Origin of the sequence: Streptomyces sp. NPDC047880 (assembly GCF_040706515.1) — a bacterium.
Taxonomy (GTDB): Bacteria; Actinomycetota; Actinomycetes; order Streptomycetales; family Streptomycetaceae; genus Streptomyces.
Genome location: NZ_JBEZOK010000031.1, coordinates 56,526 through 71,591 on the forward strand (window position 1 = coordinate 56,526; position 15,066 = coordinate 71,591).

Below are 15,066 nucleotides of genomic sequence, written 5' to 3' on the forward strand. Positions count from 1 at the left end.
GCGAACTGGGTGCAGTCCGCCCGCTGCCCTGGCGTGACGACCAGGGACAGCAGGCGGCAGCAGCCGTCCGCGCTCAGGTGGAGTTCGCTGGTGAATCCGCCTCGCAAGCGGCCCAGGCCCTCATCTCCCGCACCCCCTCTACCAGCCGGGGCAGCAGGCTCTGCCGCGGTGTTCCGCCCAGGCATTCTGCCTCTGACGCGGGCGCTGGCGCTGGCGGCAGTCCGGTGCGGGCATCGGCCGGGTGTCTTCCGGCATCTGGGGGATCCGCCCGGAGGGGGCTCGGGCACGGTGGGGCGGCGCTTCGTCCTGTAGCGACGGAGACTGATGCCCCTTGATCGCGGACAGCAACTGAGCGGCCTACAGGCTGCGAGAGGCGCCTATCCAGTCCCCTGATGGCAGCACCGGTGGCCACGTCCAGCGCTGTGAGCGGCAACCTTATGCTCAAGAGCGCTGACACTTGGTCTGCAGCGGCACTCGTCCCGGCCGATCGGGCCCCTTCCAGCCGCACGTCTTTGCCATGCGACACGTGTGACTGCCCAGTCTCAGCCACATGCGATCTCTGCTGTCACGTACATGACGCAGTGTGGTTATGGTGTGACGGCTCGTGCGATGTGAGTGGGGTTCACGGGGCCTGGGTGCCCTGTGCAGTGCCTTGGGGAGGGCGCATGCGGTCGCGGGTTGGGCACTTAGGTGTGATCAGACGGGGGCGGCATCGGCTGGCGACGGTCGGTGTGCTCGTCCTGGCGCTAGCCGCGGGAACGGTGTCGGCCGAGGCCCTGCCGCCGGAACCTCCTCCCGCCAAGACGACGCCGTCAGCGAGCGCTGCTCCTTCCCAGCCCCGAGACCAGGCGCAGGCCGAGCCCGCGGAAGAACCCAAGCGGTCGGCTGCCGCCGAGCCCACGACGAACAACGCCGTCTACGCCTACGACGCGGCAGGCCGGTTAGCCGGTGTTACCGATCCTGGCGGCCAGACGGCGCGTTACCGCTACGACGAGGCCGGCAACCGGCTGGGCATCGACCGCTACGCCTCCAGCACACTGTCGGTGCTGTCGGTGGTTCCCGTCCGGGCGGCCCCCGGCGCGAAGATCACCCTGTCGGGTACCGGCTTCTCCCCCACCGCCGCGAGCAACGCCGTGACGATCGGCGGCAAGGCCGCGGCCGTCACCTCCGCCTCCGCCACCCGTCTCGTCGTCACCGTCCCCTCCGGGGCTGTCAACGGAAAAGTCACCGTGAGCGCGGGCGGTGCGTCCGCCGACGCGGCGGAGGCGTTCATCGTGGCGCCGTCCGGGCCGAGCGTGACGAAGGTCGAGCCGGCCTCCGGCGCGCCCGGCAGTGAAGTCACCCTGTCCGGCGTCGGGTTCACTTCCGCGGTCACCGATAACGTGGTGCGGTTCAACGGCCTGGTCGCGCAGGTGAAGAAGGTTTCCGGTTCCTCGCTGACCGTTGAGGTGCCGCCGCATGCCCGTACCGGGCGGGTGGAGGTGGACACCCCCGCTGGTTCAGCTGCGGCGCCGGGCGACTTCACTGTCACCGCCGACGGCGAGGGCGCTCTGTACGACACGACGATGCGGGCCTCGTTTACCGATGCGGACCCCTCGCAGGTGGCGGTGGTGACGGCCGAGAACAAGGCTCGGATCCTGTTCGACGCCGAGCGAGGCGATGCGATCGGGTTCGGTCTGCAGGGAGGCTCGTTCACCTCCCAGACCTCGATCAGTCTCGTCTCGCCCCAGGGCGCGACGGTCGCCTCCAACAGTTTCGGTGGCACGGCGGCCGACTGGGAGGTCACCGGCCTGCCGGAGTCGGGGACCTACCAGTTCGTCATCGACCCGCGCTCCACCGACACCGGCTCGGTGGCGGTGATGCTGTCCAAGCCGGTCAACGCGACCGTGGCCTTCGACGGGCCGACGGTCTCCACGGCTCTGTCCCGGATCGGGCAGGACGGCAACTGGGCCTTCACCGCGGCCAAGGGCGAATCGTTGAGCGTCGGCGTGGATGCCACGGCGATGGGCGGCTATCTGCGCTGCTACGTCTACCGGCCGGACGGCACGCAAGGTGAGTATCTGCCCGTTCCCAACGGGGACAGCCACTCCCTGGACGTCGACTCACTGCCCCAGAGCGGCCAGTACACGCTGCGCTGCGACCCCGACGGCGGCGGCACCGGAACGGTCAAGGTGGCCATTTCCCACTACGTCCAGGGCGGGGCGCTCAGCGCGACCGGAGCGTCGCCGACGCTGAATATCACCCGTCCCGGCCAGGACGGCATCGCTACCTTCACCGCTCAGGCCGGGGACTTCGTCAGCCTTGCCGCGACGGGGGCGACGATGCCGTCGTATGCGACCGTCACGATCACCGGGCCGGACGGCAACTTCGTCTCCAGCATCACGGCAGCGCCAGGCCGTAACGATGCCTGGGACAGCGGGGCGCTGACGGCCGGCACGTACACGGTGCGGGTGGCGGACCGCAGGCTGGACGTCGGCAAGGTGACGCTGACCCTGTCCAAGCCGGCCGACGTGGGCGTACTCGCGCGTGGCGGTGCGGCGGTGAAGGCGACGGTGGGCCGGCCCGGGCAGAACATCCACGCTTCGTTCACCGCCAAGGCGGGTGATGACCTGTCGCTGGAGGTGGCGGCGAACACCTTCACCAGCAGTCTGTGGGCGGACGTGCTGGCCCCCTCGGGCACCGCGGTGGTCAGCTTCCGGCTGATCTCGGCCGGCGCGTCGGGGTCGATCGCCTTGACCGACCTCGCCGAGGCCGGCACCTACAAGGTGCGACTCAACCCCACCAGCGCGGCCACCGGCTCGCTCAACCTGAGCCTCAAAGCAGCGGCCGCAGCGGCGAAGACGCATGTGTTCACCAGCAACGTGCCGCAGCTGTCGGTGAAGAGCGCGTGCCGCGCCGAGCGCCTGGCCCGCACCTTCGCCATGTCGCCGCCGGACTGGCTGAAGGTGCGCGCGGACAAGTGTGACCGGCTCGAGCAGCAGGCGAAGGCCAAGGCGGAGAAGGCGAAGAAGGCGGCAGGCATCGTGCCGAAGGGGCGCGATGCCTGGCGGCCGGCTGCGCACAACCTCAAGGGCCGTGACTGGCTCACCGGGCGGGGCGCCGGGCCGAAGGCCCCGCCAGCGCTGCGTGCACCGCCCGGCAGTACCGCGGTGACCGGGCACGTACTGAAGCTGGACGGCAAGCCACTGGCCAAGGTGAACATCAGGGTCGGGGCGAAGACCACGAAGACCGACGGCCGGGGACGCTTCCTGCTGTCCGGGATCAGTGCCGAGGCCACCACCCTGGTAGTCGACGGAGCGAGCGCGAAGACCGGCAAGCGCAGCTACGGACGCTACGACATCCGGATCCGGCCGGTGGCGGGCCGCAGCACGGACTTGGGTTTCCCCGTCTGGATGACGCCGCTGGATACCAAGCACACCGTCGCCTTCGACACCCCGACCAGGTCGGACGTCACGCTGACCACCCCGCAGATCCCCGGCCTTGAGGTACGCATTCCCAAGGGCTCGGTGGTGCGCGATGAACATGGCAGGCCGGTCACCGAGCTGGGCATCACCGCGATCCCCGTAGACCGGCCGCCCTTCCCGCTTCCCGAGAACAGTGCCGTGCCGGTGTACTTCACCGTCCAGCCCGGCGGCACCTATCTGTTCCCCAAGGGCGCGCAGATCGTCTACCCGAACTACACGCACGAAGCTCCCGGCACCCGGATCGACTTCCTCGCCTACGACCCCGAGCGCAAGGGCTGGCACACCTACGGGCACGGCACCGTCACCCGCGACGGCAAGCAGGTCGTCCCTGACGACAAGACGCGCGTGTGGGCGTTCCACGGCGCCATGCTCAGCATCTCCGACGTCATCCCCTTCGACCTCTCCGCCATCTCGGACATCGTCGACTGGCTCTCCGGCGACCCCGTCGACCTGCAGACCGGCCTGCTGACCGACTCCCGCACCGATCTGGGCGTGTCCGGACCGCTGGGCTCGGCCGAGGTCACCCGCACCTACTGGCAGGGCGACACCCGCCCCCGCGCCTTCGGCATCGGCCGCGACCTGTCCTACAACATGTACCTGCACTCCAAACGCCTCTACACCGAGGTGGACCTGTACCTGCCGGGCGGCAAGAAGGTCCACTTCGTGCGGACCTCACCGGGCAGCGGCTACGCCGACGCGATCTTCGAACCCGAAGGCACACCCACCGCCCTGAACGGCGCCAAGATCAGCCAGGAGTCGGGCAGCTGGCACCTGCGCCTGAGGGACGGCACCGACTACGTCTTCCCCTGGTACGGGCCCTTGCAGGAGATCCGCGACCGGCACGGCAATGCGCTGCGCATCACCCGCTCCAACGGCTCCAAGGGCGACATCACGTCCGTCACCGCCCCCGGCGGACGCTGGATCTCCTTCAGCTACGACAGCGCACAGCGGATCACCAAGGCGCAGGACAACACCGGCCGCAGCACCTCCTACACCTACGACGATGCCGGCCGGCTCAAGACAGTCACCGACCCCGCAGGCAAGGTCAGTTCCTTCACCTACGACGGCGCGACCAACCGGATCGCGACCGCCAAGGACGCCCGCGGCATCGTCTACATGACCAACACCTACTACGCCGACGGCCGGGTCAAGAAGCAGACGCTGACCGAGGGACAGGAATACTCCTTCGCCTACACGAAGACCCCGGCCGGCCAGATCACCGCCACAGAGGTCACTCAGCCGGGCGGCTCGGTACGCAGAGTGGAGTTCAACAACAGCGGCTTCGCCGTCAACGACACTCAGGCGTACGGCACGACCCTGGCCCGTAAGACGGTCTACGAGCGCGGCACCAAGCACCGCATCGCCGCCGTCATAGATCCTTTCGGCCGCCGCACCGAACTGTCCTACGACCCCAACGGGTACGTCACCTCGGCGCTCGAGCTGGCCGGCACCGCCAATGCCCGCTCCACGGGCAAGACGACCTTCGACGGCCCCTACAACCAGCCGACCCAAGCCGCCGACCCGCTGGGCAACGCCACCGTCTTCGGCTACAACACCACCGGTGATCTTGAAACGGTCACCGACCCCGAAGGCCGCAAGACAGGCTTCACGTTCAACGCAAGCGGCCAGATCAAGACGGTCACCGACAACGCGAACGCGACCAGCGAGTACACCTACCAGCACGGCGACCTGGCCCAGGTGAAGGACGCCGAGGGGCGCATCACCCGGCAGTTCACCGACGCCGCCGGCCGCATCAGCGCCCTCACCGACGAGGCGGGCTCACAGACCACAGTCCTGTTCGACGCCCTCAACCAGCCCAGGGAGATCACCGACCCGCTGGGGCACACCACCGCGCTCGGCTACGACGAGAACGGCAACCTCACCACCCTGACCGACGCCCGCCTGAACACCACCAAGTGGGACTACGACCAGGCCGACCGACCCAAGACGGCCACCGACCCGCTGGGCGCGCAGGCGCTGTTCGAGTACGACGCCGCCGGATTCCTGAAGAAGGCCACCAGCAGATCCGGCAAGGCCGCTATCGCCGAGTACGACCTACTCGGCCGGCCCAAGAACACCAAGTACGGCGTCGACGCCGCCGGCCAGGCCGAATCCACCGTCACCTACGACTACGACACCCGTGACCTGCTCAAGCAGATCACCGACAGCAAGGCCGGCAACCAGGCCTTCACCTACGACGTCCACGACCGCCTGGCCACCACCACCGGACCCACCGGCAAGGTCACCTACGACTACGACAACGCCGACCGCCGCAAACTGATGACCGCAGCCGGAACCAGCACCACCTACGGCTACGACAAGTCCAGCATCCTCAAGTCGGTCAAGACCGGCACCCAGGACGTCACCTTCGGCCTGGATGCCGTGGGCCGGGAGAAGACCGCCTCTCTGCCCGGCGGCATCACCCGCACCACCGGCTACGACACCACCGGCGTCATCAAGTCCATCGCCTACGCCCAAGGCACCAAGACCGTCGGCGACCTGACGTACACCAGGGATGTCCGTGCCCTGCAGGCGGGCTTGTCGGGCTCACTGACGAAGGTTGCTTTGCCCGCCGCGGAGAGCGGGACGCAGTTCGGCAAGGACAACCGCATCACCACTTATGGCGGCCGCACCTTCACCTACGACACCGACGGTCAGCTCAAGAACGACGGCCTGCGTACCTACACCTGGAACGCCCACGGAGAACTCACCGGGCTGGCCAAGGCAGGCACCGCGTCATCGTTCGGCTATGACCCGCTCGGCGGCCGCATATCCAAGACGACCGGCACCGCCACCAGCCGGTACCTGACCGACGGCACCAACCCACTGGTCGAACAGAACACTTCCGGCACAACGACAGCCAGCGTGGCCACCTCGGGCCTGGATGAGTTCCTCAGCCGTACCGAAGGCGGCAAGACGCAGGTCTACCTCACCGACGCGCTCGGCACCGTCGTAGGTTTGGCCAACACCGACGGCACCATCGCCACCACCTACGCCTACGACCCGAACGGCACCCCCACCACCACCGGCACCCCCACCTCCAACCCCTACACCTTCACCGGCCGCGAAGACGACGGCACCGGCCTGCTCTACTACCGCAACCGCTACTACGACCCCCAGACCGGCCGCTTCATCTCCCAAGACCCCATCGGCCACGCCGGCGGCACCAACCTCTACCAATACGCCCTGTCCTCCCCCACCACCTACACCGACCCCTCCGGCAACAACCCCCTCATCGCCGGCTGCATCATCGGCGGCGTCGTCGACGGCGGTATCGACTGGCTCACCCAGCGCCTGTCCGGCCGCAAAGTCAACTGGGGCCAAGTCGGAGTCGCCGCCGCAGCCGGCTGCCTCGGCGGCATGCTCGGCGCAGGCCTCGGCGCCAAGGTAGGCAGCAGAATCGGCTGCGCTGCCCCCAACAGCTTCACCGGCGACACCCCCGTCCTCATGGCCGACGGGAGCCGGCGACCTATCAAGGACGTGCAAGTCGGCGACACCGTCATCGCCACCGACCCCGAAACCGGCGAGAGCGGACCACGCAAAGTCACCACGTTGATTGAGGGCAGTGGCGTTAAGCGCCTCGTCGACATCACTCTCGACACCGACGGCTCTATAGAGCACTCGACAGGGAAGATCATCGCAACCGACGGGCACCCGTTCTGGGTTCCCGCCCTCCACCAGTGGGTAGAAGCTGGTGACCTCAAAGCCGGACAGTGGCTGCAGACTAGCGCCGGCACCTGGGTCCAGATCACCGCTATCCGGCACCACACCCGACAGGCACCGGTCTACAACCTCACGGTTGATGGCCTCCACACGTATTACGTGGCCGCCGCCGGTACGTCGGTCCTCGTCCACAACGACAACCCACTTGCCTGCCCTTTGAGGGCTTATACCGACATCCTCAGGATGGGCCCGGGGTTGAACAGTGGCGCGACCAGCGTCCTTTGGACTCCGTCCGGCAACATGTACTTCAACTTCAGTCGCCCTAGGTCAGCTTCGCAAGCACGTGAGTGGCCGTTGGTGCTCAGACGGGTGTACAACCAGCTCGGCCATCACCGAGGATGCGCCGAAATCGGCTGCATCATCGACGCCTTGGACGCAGGTGAAAGGATCAAGGGAAGCCGTAGTCTTGCCATGGTGCACAAGCCGTTCGACCATCCCCGCAACAGAGAGCTGATCCCCGGTTGTGATCAGTGCCAACGCGTCATGGACCGGCTTGGTATCACCGACACGTTCGGAGGCGGGTGAGCAGGCATGGGGACCATCTTGAAGGGATTGCACCGTGTCCAGTGGGGTGATCTCGAGGTGCCCAGGGGCTCCGCGCGAGACATTCCCACGTTGCTCTCCAAAGCGGCCTGGTCGGATCGCGAGACCGGGAGCCTAGCCTTGGACTATCTAGCTGATCTGGTGTGCGAGCTGGGCTTCGTAATCTCTGAGGCCACCGCTCCGACCGTACCCTTTCTCCTCGAACTGGCCAGTGCTCCTCACGTGGCCTGCAAAGCCGAGGTGCTCCAGCTCCTGCTGAACATCTACTCCTCCCGCGAGTGGAGTCACTCCGCAGCAGATGCTCTTCCGAAGTACGCCGACAACTACACCCACAAGGTCCAATGGGAAGTCACCGCGAAGCAGGCGGTGCTAGCCGGCCGCCAGGTCGTCGAGGGGTTGACCGGTTCCATTGACCCCGATGTCGCTGAGGCTGCCAGCAAGCTGCTCGACGCCTTCGATGCGGAGGATCCCAATGCCGCCTAGCCGAAGCCGACGAAGCGAGGCGTCTGCCATGCAGCCGCTCGACCAAGCCTGTCGACACCGAAGCAGCGCTGCTGCCCGCCGGACACGTGAGGCCATCCAATGGCTATAGCAAGACGGGAGGTGCTGGGCACTTCCCTTGCCATCGGTGCCGGGGCTGTCGGTCTGGCCGCGGTGAGTGCCGTTGCTCTGCGGGGCAATGGCGCAGGAAACACCGAAACGCCGGCGCACCTACGCGGCATGGCACCGCTACCGTTCACACAGATCCATTCCTTCGATCTCAACGCAAGCGGCTTGGGACGTGCCAACGTGCTGCGTGCCGCATTCCATGCCATCGCTGAGATGGACGGCGGCGAAATCGCCGCCTGGCTGGCGCTCGGCGAGGGCGCTTTGCCCCCGCGCATCGACCGGCCGCGGTATCTGAGGAAGATGCCCTCGTTTGCAGGTGACGTGATGGACTCTGCCGCGTCGCATGGCGACCTCTTGCTCCACATCACAGGAGCCTCAGCCCGCGCGGTACGGCAGGCCGCCGAGCAAGCACTGCGCGCGCTGCCACATCAGCAGCTGCGCTGGCGCGTGGACGGGACCCGTCCCGAGAACCGCATCGAGGACGGCCGGGGATTGTCCCGCAACCCGTTCCACTTCACCGAGGGACATGGAAACCCCGCCACTGCGGCCGAGATCACCGAACGTGCGATCGTCAAGGCCGGTCAGGGTGAGCCTTCTTGGGCTGTAGGCGGCAGCTATCAGGTGATACGGATCATCAGGCTTGCCACCGACTTCTGGGACCGGGACACCATTCAGGAGCAAGAGCGCATCATTGGCCGCCGTAGGAGCGGACGGTGGCTCGACGGCACGCCCGGCACCGATCGGGCCGCCTTCGCTACTGATCCTCACGGCAGCATCACTCCGCTCGACTCACATGTGCGCAGAGCGGCGCCCAACCCTCGTATCCCTCCGCCCATGGTCCGGCGCAGCTACAACTACGACCGGGGCCCCGATGACCAAGGGCTCATCTTCTCCTGCTTCCAAGGCGACTTGGAGAAGGGTTTCGAGGCGGTACAGCACAGACTCCAGGGCGAGGCCATGGCCAAATACACCCTCACCACGGGAGGCGGCTACTTCTTCGTCCCACCACCCGGCGACGCATGGCTCCATGCGATCGCAGATAGCTGACTCCGAGGCAGCGATTGGTGAGTATGAGCTGCTGAGAGGCCGGGTGATCAGGGGGCCGGGCAGCCGGTCCCTACCGGCCCGACATCGGTCAGGACGGTCTTGGACCGTCCTGACCGATGTCGGGCCGGAGGAGATAACCGTGCCCCGCGATCGGGACGGCCCTTTCGAACCGAAGATCGTCAAGAAGCGGCAGAAACGCTTGACCGGCGTCGTCGACGCGCAGAACGGCGATCTCGTGGGCGTCGAGGCGGTGCAGCGGGGCGTGGGGGCGCCGCCTGAGGGCCTGGACGACGTCAAGAGGGGATCATGACGCGGACGCTGCGGCGGGAGAGGCCGGCAGGAGGTCGGCGCGGATGAGGCGGCGCAGGGTGGTGATGGCGCAGTCCACTTCGGCTGCTGCCTGCCCTGTGGTCAACAAGCATCCATCCCTCATTGTAAGTCTGATCAGATATCTGATCAGACTTACAAGTGTCAGATGGCGGTGAGGCGGGCTTGGTCCGCGGCGGGACCGACTGCTCCGATCTTCAGCAGCCGGGATTCGATGGCCTGTTCACTGCGGCCGAACTCGGTGCTGAGTTCGGGAGTCAGCACTCCCTCGGCGCAGCGCCGGGCCAGTTGCCGCTCCTCTTCGTTGTTCCAGCGGGTGTGGGAGTTCGGGTGGGTCTGGCGTCGTTGCTGCATGGCCTCGGAGAGGGGTCGGCTGGCGGGAGCGGTGCGGTCCGATCCGGGCGTCCGGATCAGTCCCTGGCGGGTGAGTTCTTCGTAGATGGCACCACGGGAACAGTCGAACTCCGCGGCGAGGATGCCGAAGTCACATTCCTGGCGGAAGCGGACGCCGAGCCGGTAGCTGTCTGCGGGTGCCCACCTGCCGCCCTGGCGAGGCGGCGGGATGGCGGCGGGGGTGGTGAGGGTGCGGGAGGCGGCGTCCAGGAGGCGGGCCATGGGCGCGAGGTCGTCCGCGGTGACGCCGCCGCAGAGTTCTCCTTGGACCTCTCCCCGCTCACCTCTGATGGTGAGTTCCAGGGTGAACTGTCCGTTGTCGCAGCGAGTGCCGGTCAGGACGTAGCGGCGTCCGTCTTCGGTGGAGGCGGACGCCAGGCAGGGCGCTGGCAGGGGGTCGGGCGGGGTGGCGGACGGTGCGGGCTGGGGGGCGGTGCCCATCGGGGAGGCGAGGAGGGTGTGGATGTGCCAGGTGGCCTGGAAGCGGCCGCCGGTGTCGAGTTGATAGGTGACGGGGCCGGCCTCGAGGTCGGTGACGCCGTACAGGACGGTGAGCCGCTGGCCGGCGAAGGGGCTGGTTGCTTCGGGGGTTCCGGGCACGGGCTGGTAGGTGAGGATTCCGCGGCCGGGTTCGTCGGCGGGGTCGAGCAGGGGGGCGTCGGGGTCGCCGTGCCAGTTGCCGCTGCGGTCTTGGAAGGCGTAGATGACGGCCATGGGCGGGCTCCTTGGCTCAGTAGTGGAACTGGATGAGGTGCAGGTCGCTGATGGTCACGGCGGCCTGCTGCTGGTCGGCGGGCAGGGCGCGGAAGAAGTAGGCCTCGCCGATGCCGTCGGCGAGGATGCGGCGCAGTTCGTCTTCTTCGGCGTCGCGGTGGCGGGCGTCGAAGAGGTGGCGGGCGTGGTGGGCGGGCAGGTCTTCGATGACGCGCAGCAGGCGGGGGTCGTGGAATTCGCCGCTGAGGGTGGTGTAGGCGAAACGCGCGTGGAGTTGGGCGGTGACGCAGCCGCCGTGGTCGAGGATCTGCTGATGCGCACGGCGACGGACATCCGGCTGCCAGGTGCGGTGGATCTCGCGCTCGATGAGGGTGGCCTGGGCGGGCGTGAGGTCACCGAGGTCGCCCTCGACCCACCGGGCGAGGGTGTGGGGATAGGCGAACAGGCGTGGCGCCAGGACACTGGGGCTGCTCTGGCTCAGCAGGTGGCGCAGGCGTGTGGCGGGACGCTTGGGGGGTTGTCGTGTCCAGTGCCGGGCGTCGGCGAGGTCGAGCGCGTGGGCGACGGAGGTGTTCAGCAGCGGCACGGTGGGGGTGGTCTCCTGTCAGGGGTTACCGGGGTCGGTGCTGGTCGTTGTCCGCGGTGAAGGGTCCAGGCTGAGGCCAGGCCGGGGATTGCGGGAGGCGAGCATGAACACGGAGGCGGTGCCGAAACTGGTGGGGGTGGAGCCGGTGCCGGGTGAGGCAGCGGCCTCCTTCGTCCGGCGGCTGGCCCACCTCAACGAGTTGCCCGTGAAGGAAGTGCTGCGGGAGGCGGGAGCACGCCGGCCGCCCCGTGAGCTGGATCCGTGGGCGCAGGAGGTGTTCCTTGGTGAACAGGCCGCCGCGCGGCTGGCGGTGATGGCCTGGCGCACGCCGCAGGAGCTGTGCCGCGCTCTGCCGACACTGGCCGCCGACACGAGTGGCTGCCGCCGCCCATCGGTGCGGGTGGAGCCATGGCCCGGACAGTGGACGCCGCTCGAGCCGTGCACGGCGTGCCTGGCCCGGCACGACGACCTCGTGACCCCGGTGGTGCTGGCCGGCGCCGATCCGTGGCAGGTGTGCGTGCGCCACGGCCGGTGGCTGCGCAGCACTGCCGACGGTGGCCCCGCACAGGTCTCTCTGGCCGGGCTTGGGGAGGTGGTGCGGGCGCATCGGCGTCGGGTGCGGCTGCAGCAGCGGGTGGGACCGTACGCGCGGGCGCTGCTGGCCGATGCGCTGCAGGTGGCCGCGGCCTGGTGGCAGGGCCGCCAGATGGGATCGGAAACGCCCTGGGCCGGCCGGGAAGCGGTGCTGGGCACGGGGCGGCAACGGTGGGCGGTGCCGCTGGTCGTCTACCCGGAGGCCGTCACCGTCGCCGAGGCCATGGCCGTGTACGAGCGGCAGCGGCACTGGGGGCGGGAGTTCGCAGGCGGTGCACCGGGCTGGGTCTCGAAACGCTGGATCGCCTTCGTGGGCGAGCGGTTGGGTATGCCCGGCCCGATGGAGCACGGCGGCTACCGGATGCTGCGTCAGTGGACGCTGCAGCATCGCATCACCGCACCGGTGGTGGACCGGCTGGCCCTGCCGGCGCCGCCGCCCGGTTACCGGACGGTGCACCTGCCGGTGATGGACCCGCATTACGGCCTGCCGGAACGAGGGGCGTTGGAGGACGCCTCGTGTCTTGACTGGCGGCTGGGCCGGCCGGTGACCGCAGCGGAGTAGGAGGGAGGCGGCCGTCGGCGGCGGGCGCTCGGAGCCGCGGGCGGGCTGGGCGCTCACCATGACGGGCAAGTGCCCTTTAGCAGTTGGGCGGGATTGGTGCCCTCGGCGCAGCGGGCTGTGTACCAGTGCAGCGGGCGCACGGCGACGGGAAGGACGTGGCCGGGCGAGAGGCCGATCTTGAAGTCGCTGTGAGGGGTGTCGGTGATCTCGGTCAGGTGCGGGGTTCGGGTGGCGTAGACGATGTGGCCGCCGGCGACGGCGAGGGGCCAGTAGCCACTGCGGGATGTTCGGGCGAGCTTGCGGTGGAGGTTGGCGCGGGCGTTGGCGACGGCTGCGGCGCGCAGGTCGGGACGCCAGGAGGGCTCTTTGGGGCTGGGCCAGGCGGCCAGTGCGGCCTGGTCGGGCTGGGCGGGTGGCTGGGCCAGAGCCTCGAAGGCGTCCTGAACGGTGGTGTGCAGGGCGTGCAGTAGGGTCCGCTGCAGGGGGTCGGTCTGAGGCAGGTCGGTGAGGGCGGTCAGAAGGTCGGGGGTCTCTAGGGTGGCGGTGATGCCGAGGCGTTTCAGGACGGTCAGGCGGGCCGAGCGCAGGTGGTCGTACCAGGGGGCCAGGTAGGGGCTGGTCGGGCCGGGGCGCAGCCAGCCCTGGACGGGTTGTAGCTGTGCTGCGCCCACCCGTAGCGCGGCATAGGCGACGGCGGGCGTGGTGTGCCAGGCGAGGCCGGTGCTGGCGAAGGCCGGTGGCAGCAGGGCGTGTTGAGGGACGGCGGAGAGGTCGACGAGCCAGCTGCCGGGTCGTTTGGGGTCGAAGGGCGGGTGGTGGAAGTGGTGGGCTGGCCCGTCGGCGACTCGGATCTCGTTGCTGCCGGCGAGGTGGAGCAGGTTCACCGCCAGGCACACCACATATGCGCGGTCGGCTTCGTCGGGGGCGGGATGGCGCCACCAGTCGATGTCGGTGTCGGCGAGGGCGTCTTGCTCGGCGCGGTGGCTGGCCAATTGGTGTCCGGGCGGGGCCTCGCAGGGGGCCGGGTCGACGGGCATCGTCAGGGCTCCGCGCACGCCTGCAGTCAGCTGGGCGCCGGTTGCGGTGTGGCGGTGAGGGGGCGGGCGCAGGTCGCGCATGAGTTGGTGGCCGCAGGCGCCCGGGGCGCCCAGCGGAGTGCGCACGAGCGAGGCGTACTGGCCCAGAACGGCGGCGAGTTCGCTGGGCGTGAGCCGTTCGGGCAGATTCCAGGCGTCGTGGTGCAGGGCGCCCCAGTCGGTGAGAGCGAGGTGGATGCTGTCGCATGCGGGGTCACCGGCGCTGGGGTGCAGCCGCGTCCAGGGGCCCAGGCCGTCGGCGTCGGTCTGCCAGCCGATCGTGCGGGCCTGCTGCAGCAGCGGGTGGTCGCTGCGCGGATGCCGTGCGGGCAGGTCAGGCAGGCTGGTGGGCAGCGCCAGGCGGGCGCGGGCGGTGGCAGTGAGCACCAGCAGCGGGCCGGGTGGTAGGGCTTCGCGGCGGATGGGTACCGCGCCGAGCGGGGTGTTTACTGCCCAGGTCAGCAGCCCGTGCAGGTCATCGGCGGGACAGGTCAAGGTGTGGCCGTCAGCGAGGTGGGCGATCAGCCCCGACGGGCCGGCGTCGAGGACGGCCAGGGGGCCGTCGGACATGCCTCTGGCCTTGAGCGGCGGATAGGCCAGTCGCACCGTGGGGCGGGCCTCGAACCGCTGCTGCTGCGGCAGCGCAGGAGTGCTGCTTCCAGGCCATCCAGGCGCTGTCCGGGATGCGGGTGAGGCCGGCAGGGCCCGGTCGGCGTCGGGTGCGGGGCATCTGGTGCCCAGATGCTGGGGGTGGCCGCCGACACGCTGTTGCGTGGGCTGCTGGCAGCGGCGGCACGGTGCGTGGGCTGCCGCCCGGGTGGGGACCTGGTGCCGGAGAACGCCCAACGCGGCCCAGTCCGGTGCCTGAGTCGGCTGGGTGTCAGGCCCGGCTGTACCTTCCTGCCGGGTTGCCAGGGCAGCCAGCAGATGGCCGTAGATGGTCGCGGTGTCGCCGCGTGGCGTGGTACGGCCCTGTTCCCAGGCGCGGACGGTGTCCTCGCTCACGCCGTAGGCGTCGGCGATCTGGTGCGGGGAGAGTCCGGACTGGCGGCGCAGTCTGCGCCGTTGCGCTGGCAGGGGCAGGCCGCCGGGCGGCGGCCCGGGCTCTGAGATGGCGTCGAGGTCGAACAGTCCGTCCACGGTTGGGTTGGCTCCCCCACTGGTGCTTGGTCCGGGATGCGGCACCGCTGCACGGCAGATGCGCTTGGCAGCGCAGCATGCAGGAATCTGCAAAGCGCAGGCGTCACACGCAAGAACGTTCCGTTGGGCGCCGACCTGCACAGATGCCGCGGAAGTGGCCCGGAGATCTGCTCCGTTCGAGCGAGGCGCGCGCCGGGTGTTGTCCTGCGCCCCCTGTCCCGGCCTTGTCGGTACGGGTTCACCTGGCGCAACGGCCGGTTCGCCCGTGTGATCGAACGGCGCGCGGGC

7 protein-coding genes and 1 pseudogene are annotated in these 15,066 nt (G+C 69.1%); 5 read left to right on the top strand and 3 right to left on the bottom strand.

Annotation, left to right across the window (positions count from 1 at the left end):
- Positions 1-761 precede the first annotated feature (761 nt).
- The 4 genes and pseudogenes from AB0937_RS33625 to AB0937_RS33640 form a co-directional block, all read left to right on the top strand.
- Positions 762-7,712 carry an RHS repeat-associated core domain-containing protein gene (locus tag AB0937_RS33625; RefSeq protein ID WP_366717217.1) on the top strand — a complete coding sequence of 2,317 codons (6,951 nt, stop codon included), beginning with the start codon at positions 762-764 and terminating at the stop codon, positions 7,710-7,712.
- A gap of 6 nt (positions 7,713-7,718) precedes the next feature.
- Positions 7,719-8,213 carry a hypothetical protein gene (locus AB0937_RS33630; RefSeq protein ID WP_366717218.1) on the top strand — a complete coding sequence of 165 codons (495 nt, stop codon included), beginning with the start codon at positions 7,719-7,721 and terminating at the stop codon, positions 8,211-8,213.
- Positions 8,214-8,312: 99 nt separating this feature from the next.
- A complete protein-coding gene (locus tag AB0937_RS33635) occupies positions 8,313-9,386 on the top strand; it encodes a Dyp-type peroxidase (protein ID WP_366717220.1) in 1,074 nt (357 codons plus the stop codon).
- A gap of 85 nt (positions 9,387-9,471) precedes the next feature.
- Positions 9,472-9,597: pseudogene (locus tag AB0937_RS33640) on the top strand (transposase); the annotation flags it as partial.
- A gap of 260 nt (positions 9,598-9,857) precedes the next feature.
- Here the strand turns inward: AB0937_RS33640 and AB0937_RS33645 are convergent.
- On the bottom strand, positions 9,858-10,820 hold the full coding sequence (locus tag AB0937_RS33645; protein WP_366717222.1) for a hypothetical protein: 963 nt from the start codon (positions 10,818-10,820) through the stop codon (positions 9,858-9,860).
- A gap of 16 nt (positions 10,821-10,836) precedes the next feature.
- Positions 10,837-11,406 (bottom strand): hypothetical protein, encoded by a 570-nt coding sequence (locus tag AB0937_RS33650; RefSeq protein WP_366717224.1) that lies wholly within the window; start codon positions 11,404-11,406, stop codon positions 10,837-10,839.
- 103 nt (positions 11,407-11,509) lie between these two features.
- On the opposite strand from AB0937_RS33650, the gene AB0937_RS33655 reads away from it, so the two are divergent.
- Positions 11,510-12,562, top strand: a complete 1,053-nt coding sequence (locus tag AB0937_RS33655) for a TniQ family protein (protein WP_366717226.1) — start codon at positions 11,510-11,512, stop codon at positions 12,560-12,562.
- A gap of 53 nt (positions 12,563-12,615) precedes the next feature.
- On the opposite strand, the gene AB0937_RS33660 is transcribed toward AB0937_RS33655, so the two are convergent.
- Positions 12,616-14,778 (bottom strand): helix-turn-helix domain-containing protein, encoded by a 2,163-nt coding sequence (locus AB0937_RS33660; RefSeq protein ID WP_366717228.1) that lies wholly within the window; start codon positions 14,776-14,778, stop codon positions 12,616-12,618.
- Positions 14,779-15,066 lie beyond the last annotated feature (288 nt).

Excerpts from the sequence above, each read along its gene's own strand:
- AB0937_RS33635 (WP_366717220.1), top strand. The coding sequence starts at position 8,313 with ATGGCTATAGCAAGACGGGAGGTGCTGGGCACTTCCCTTGCCATCGGT.
- AB0937_RS33655 (WP_366717226.1), top strand. The coding sequence starts at position 11,510 with ATGAACACGGAGGCGGTGCCGAAACTGGTGGGGGTGGAGCCGGTGCCG.
- AB0937_RS33645 (WP_366717222.1), bottom strand. The coding sequence starts at position 10,820 with ATGGCCGTCATCTACGCCTTCCAAGACCGCAGCGGCAACTGGCACGGC.
- AB0937_RS33630 (WP_366717218.1), top strand. The coding sequence starts at position 7,719 with ATGGGGACCATCTTGAAGGGATTGCACCGTGTCCAGTGGGGTGATCTC.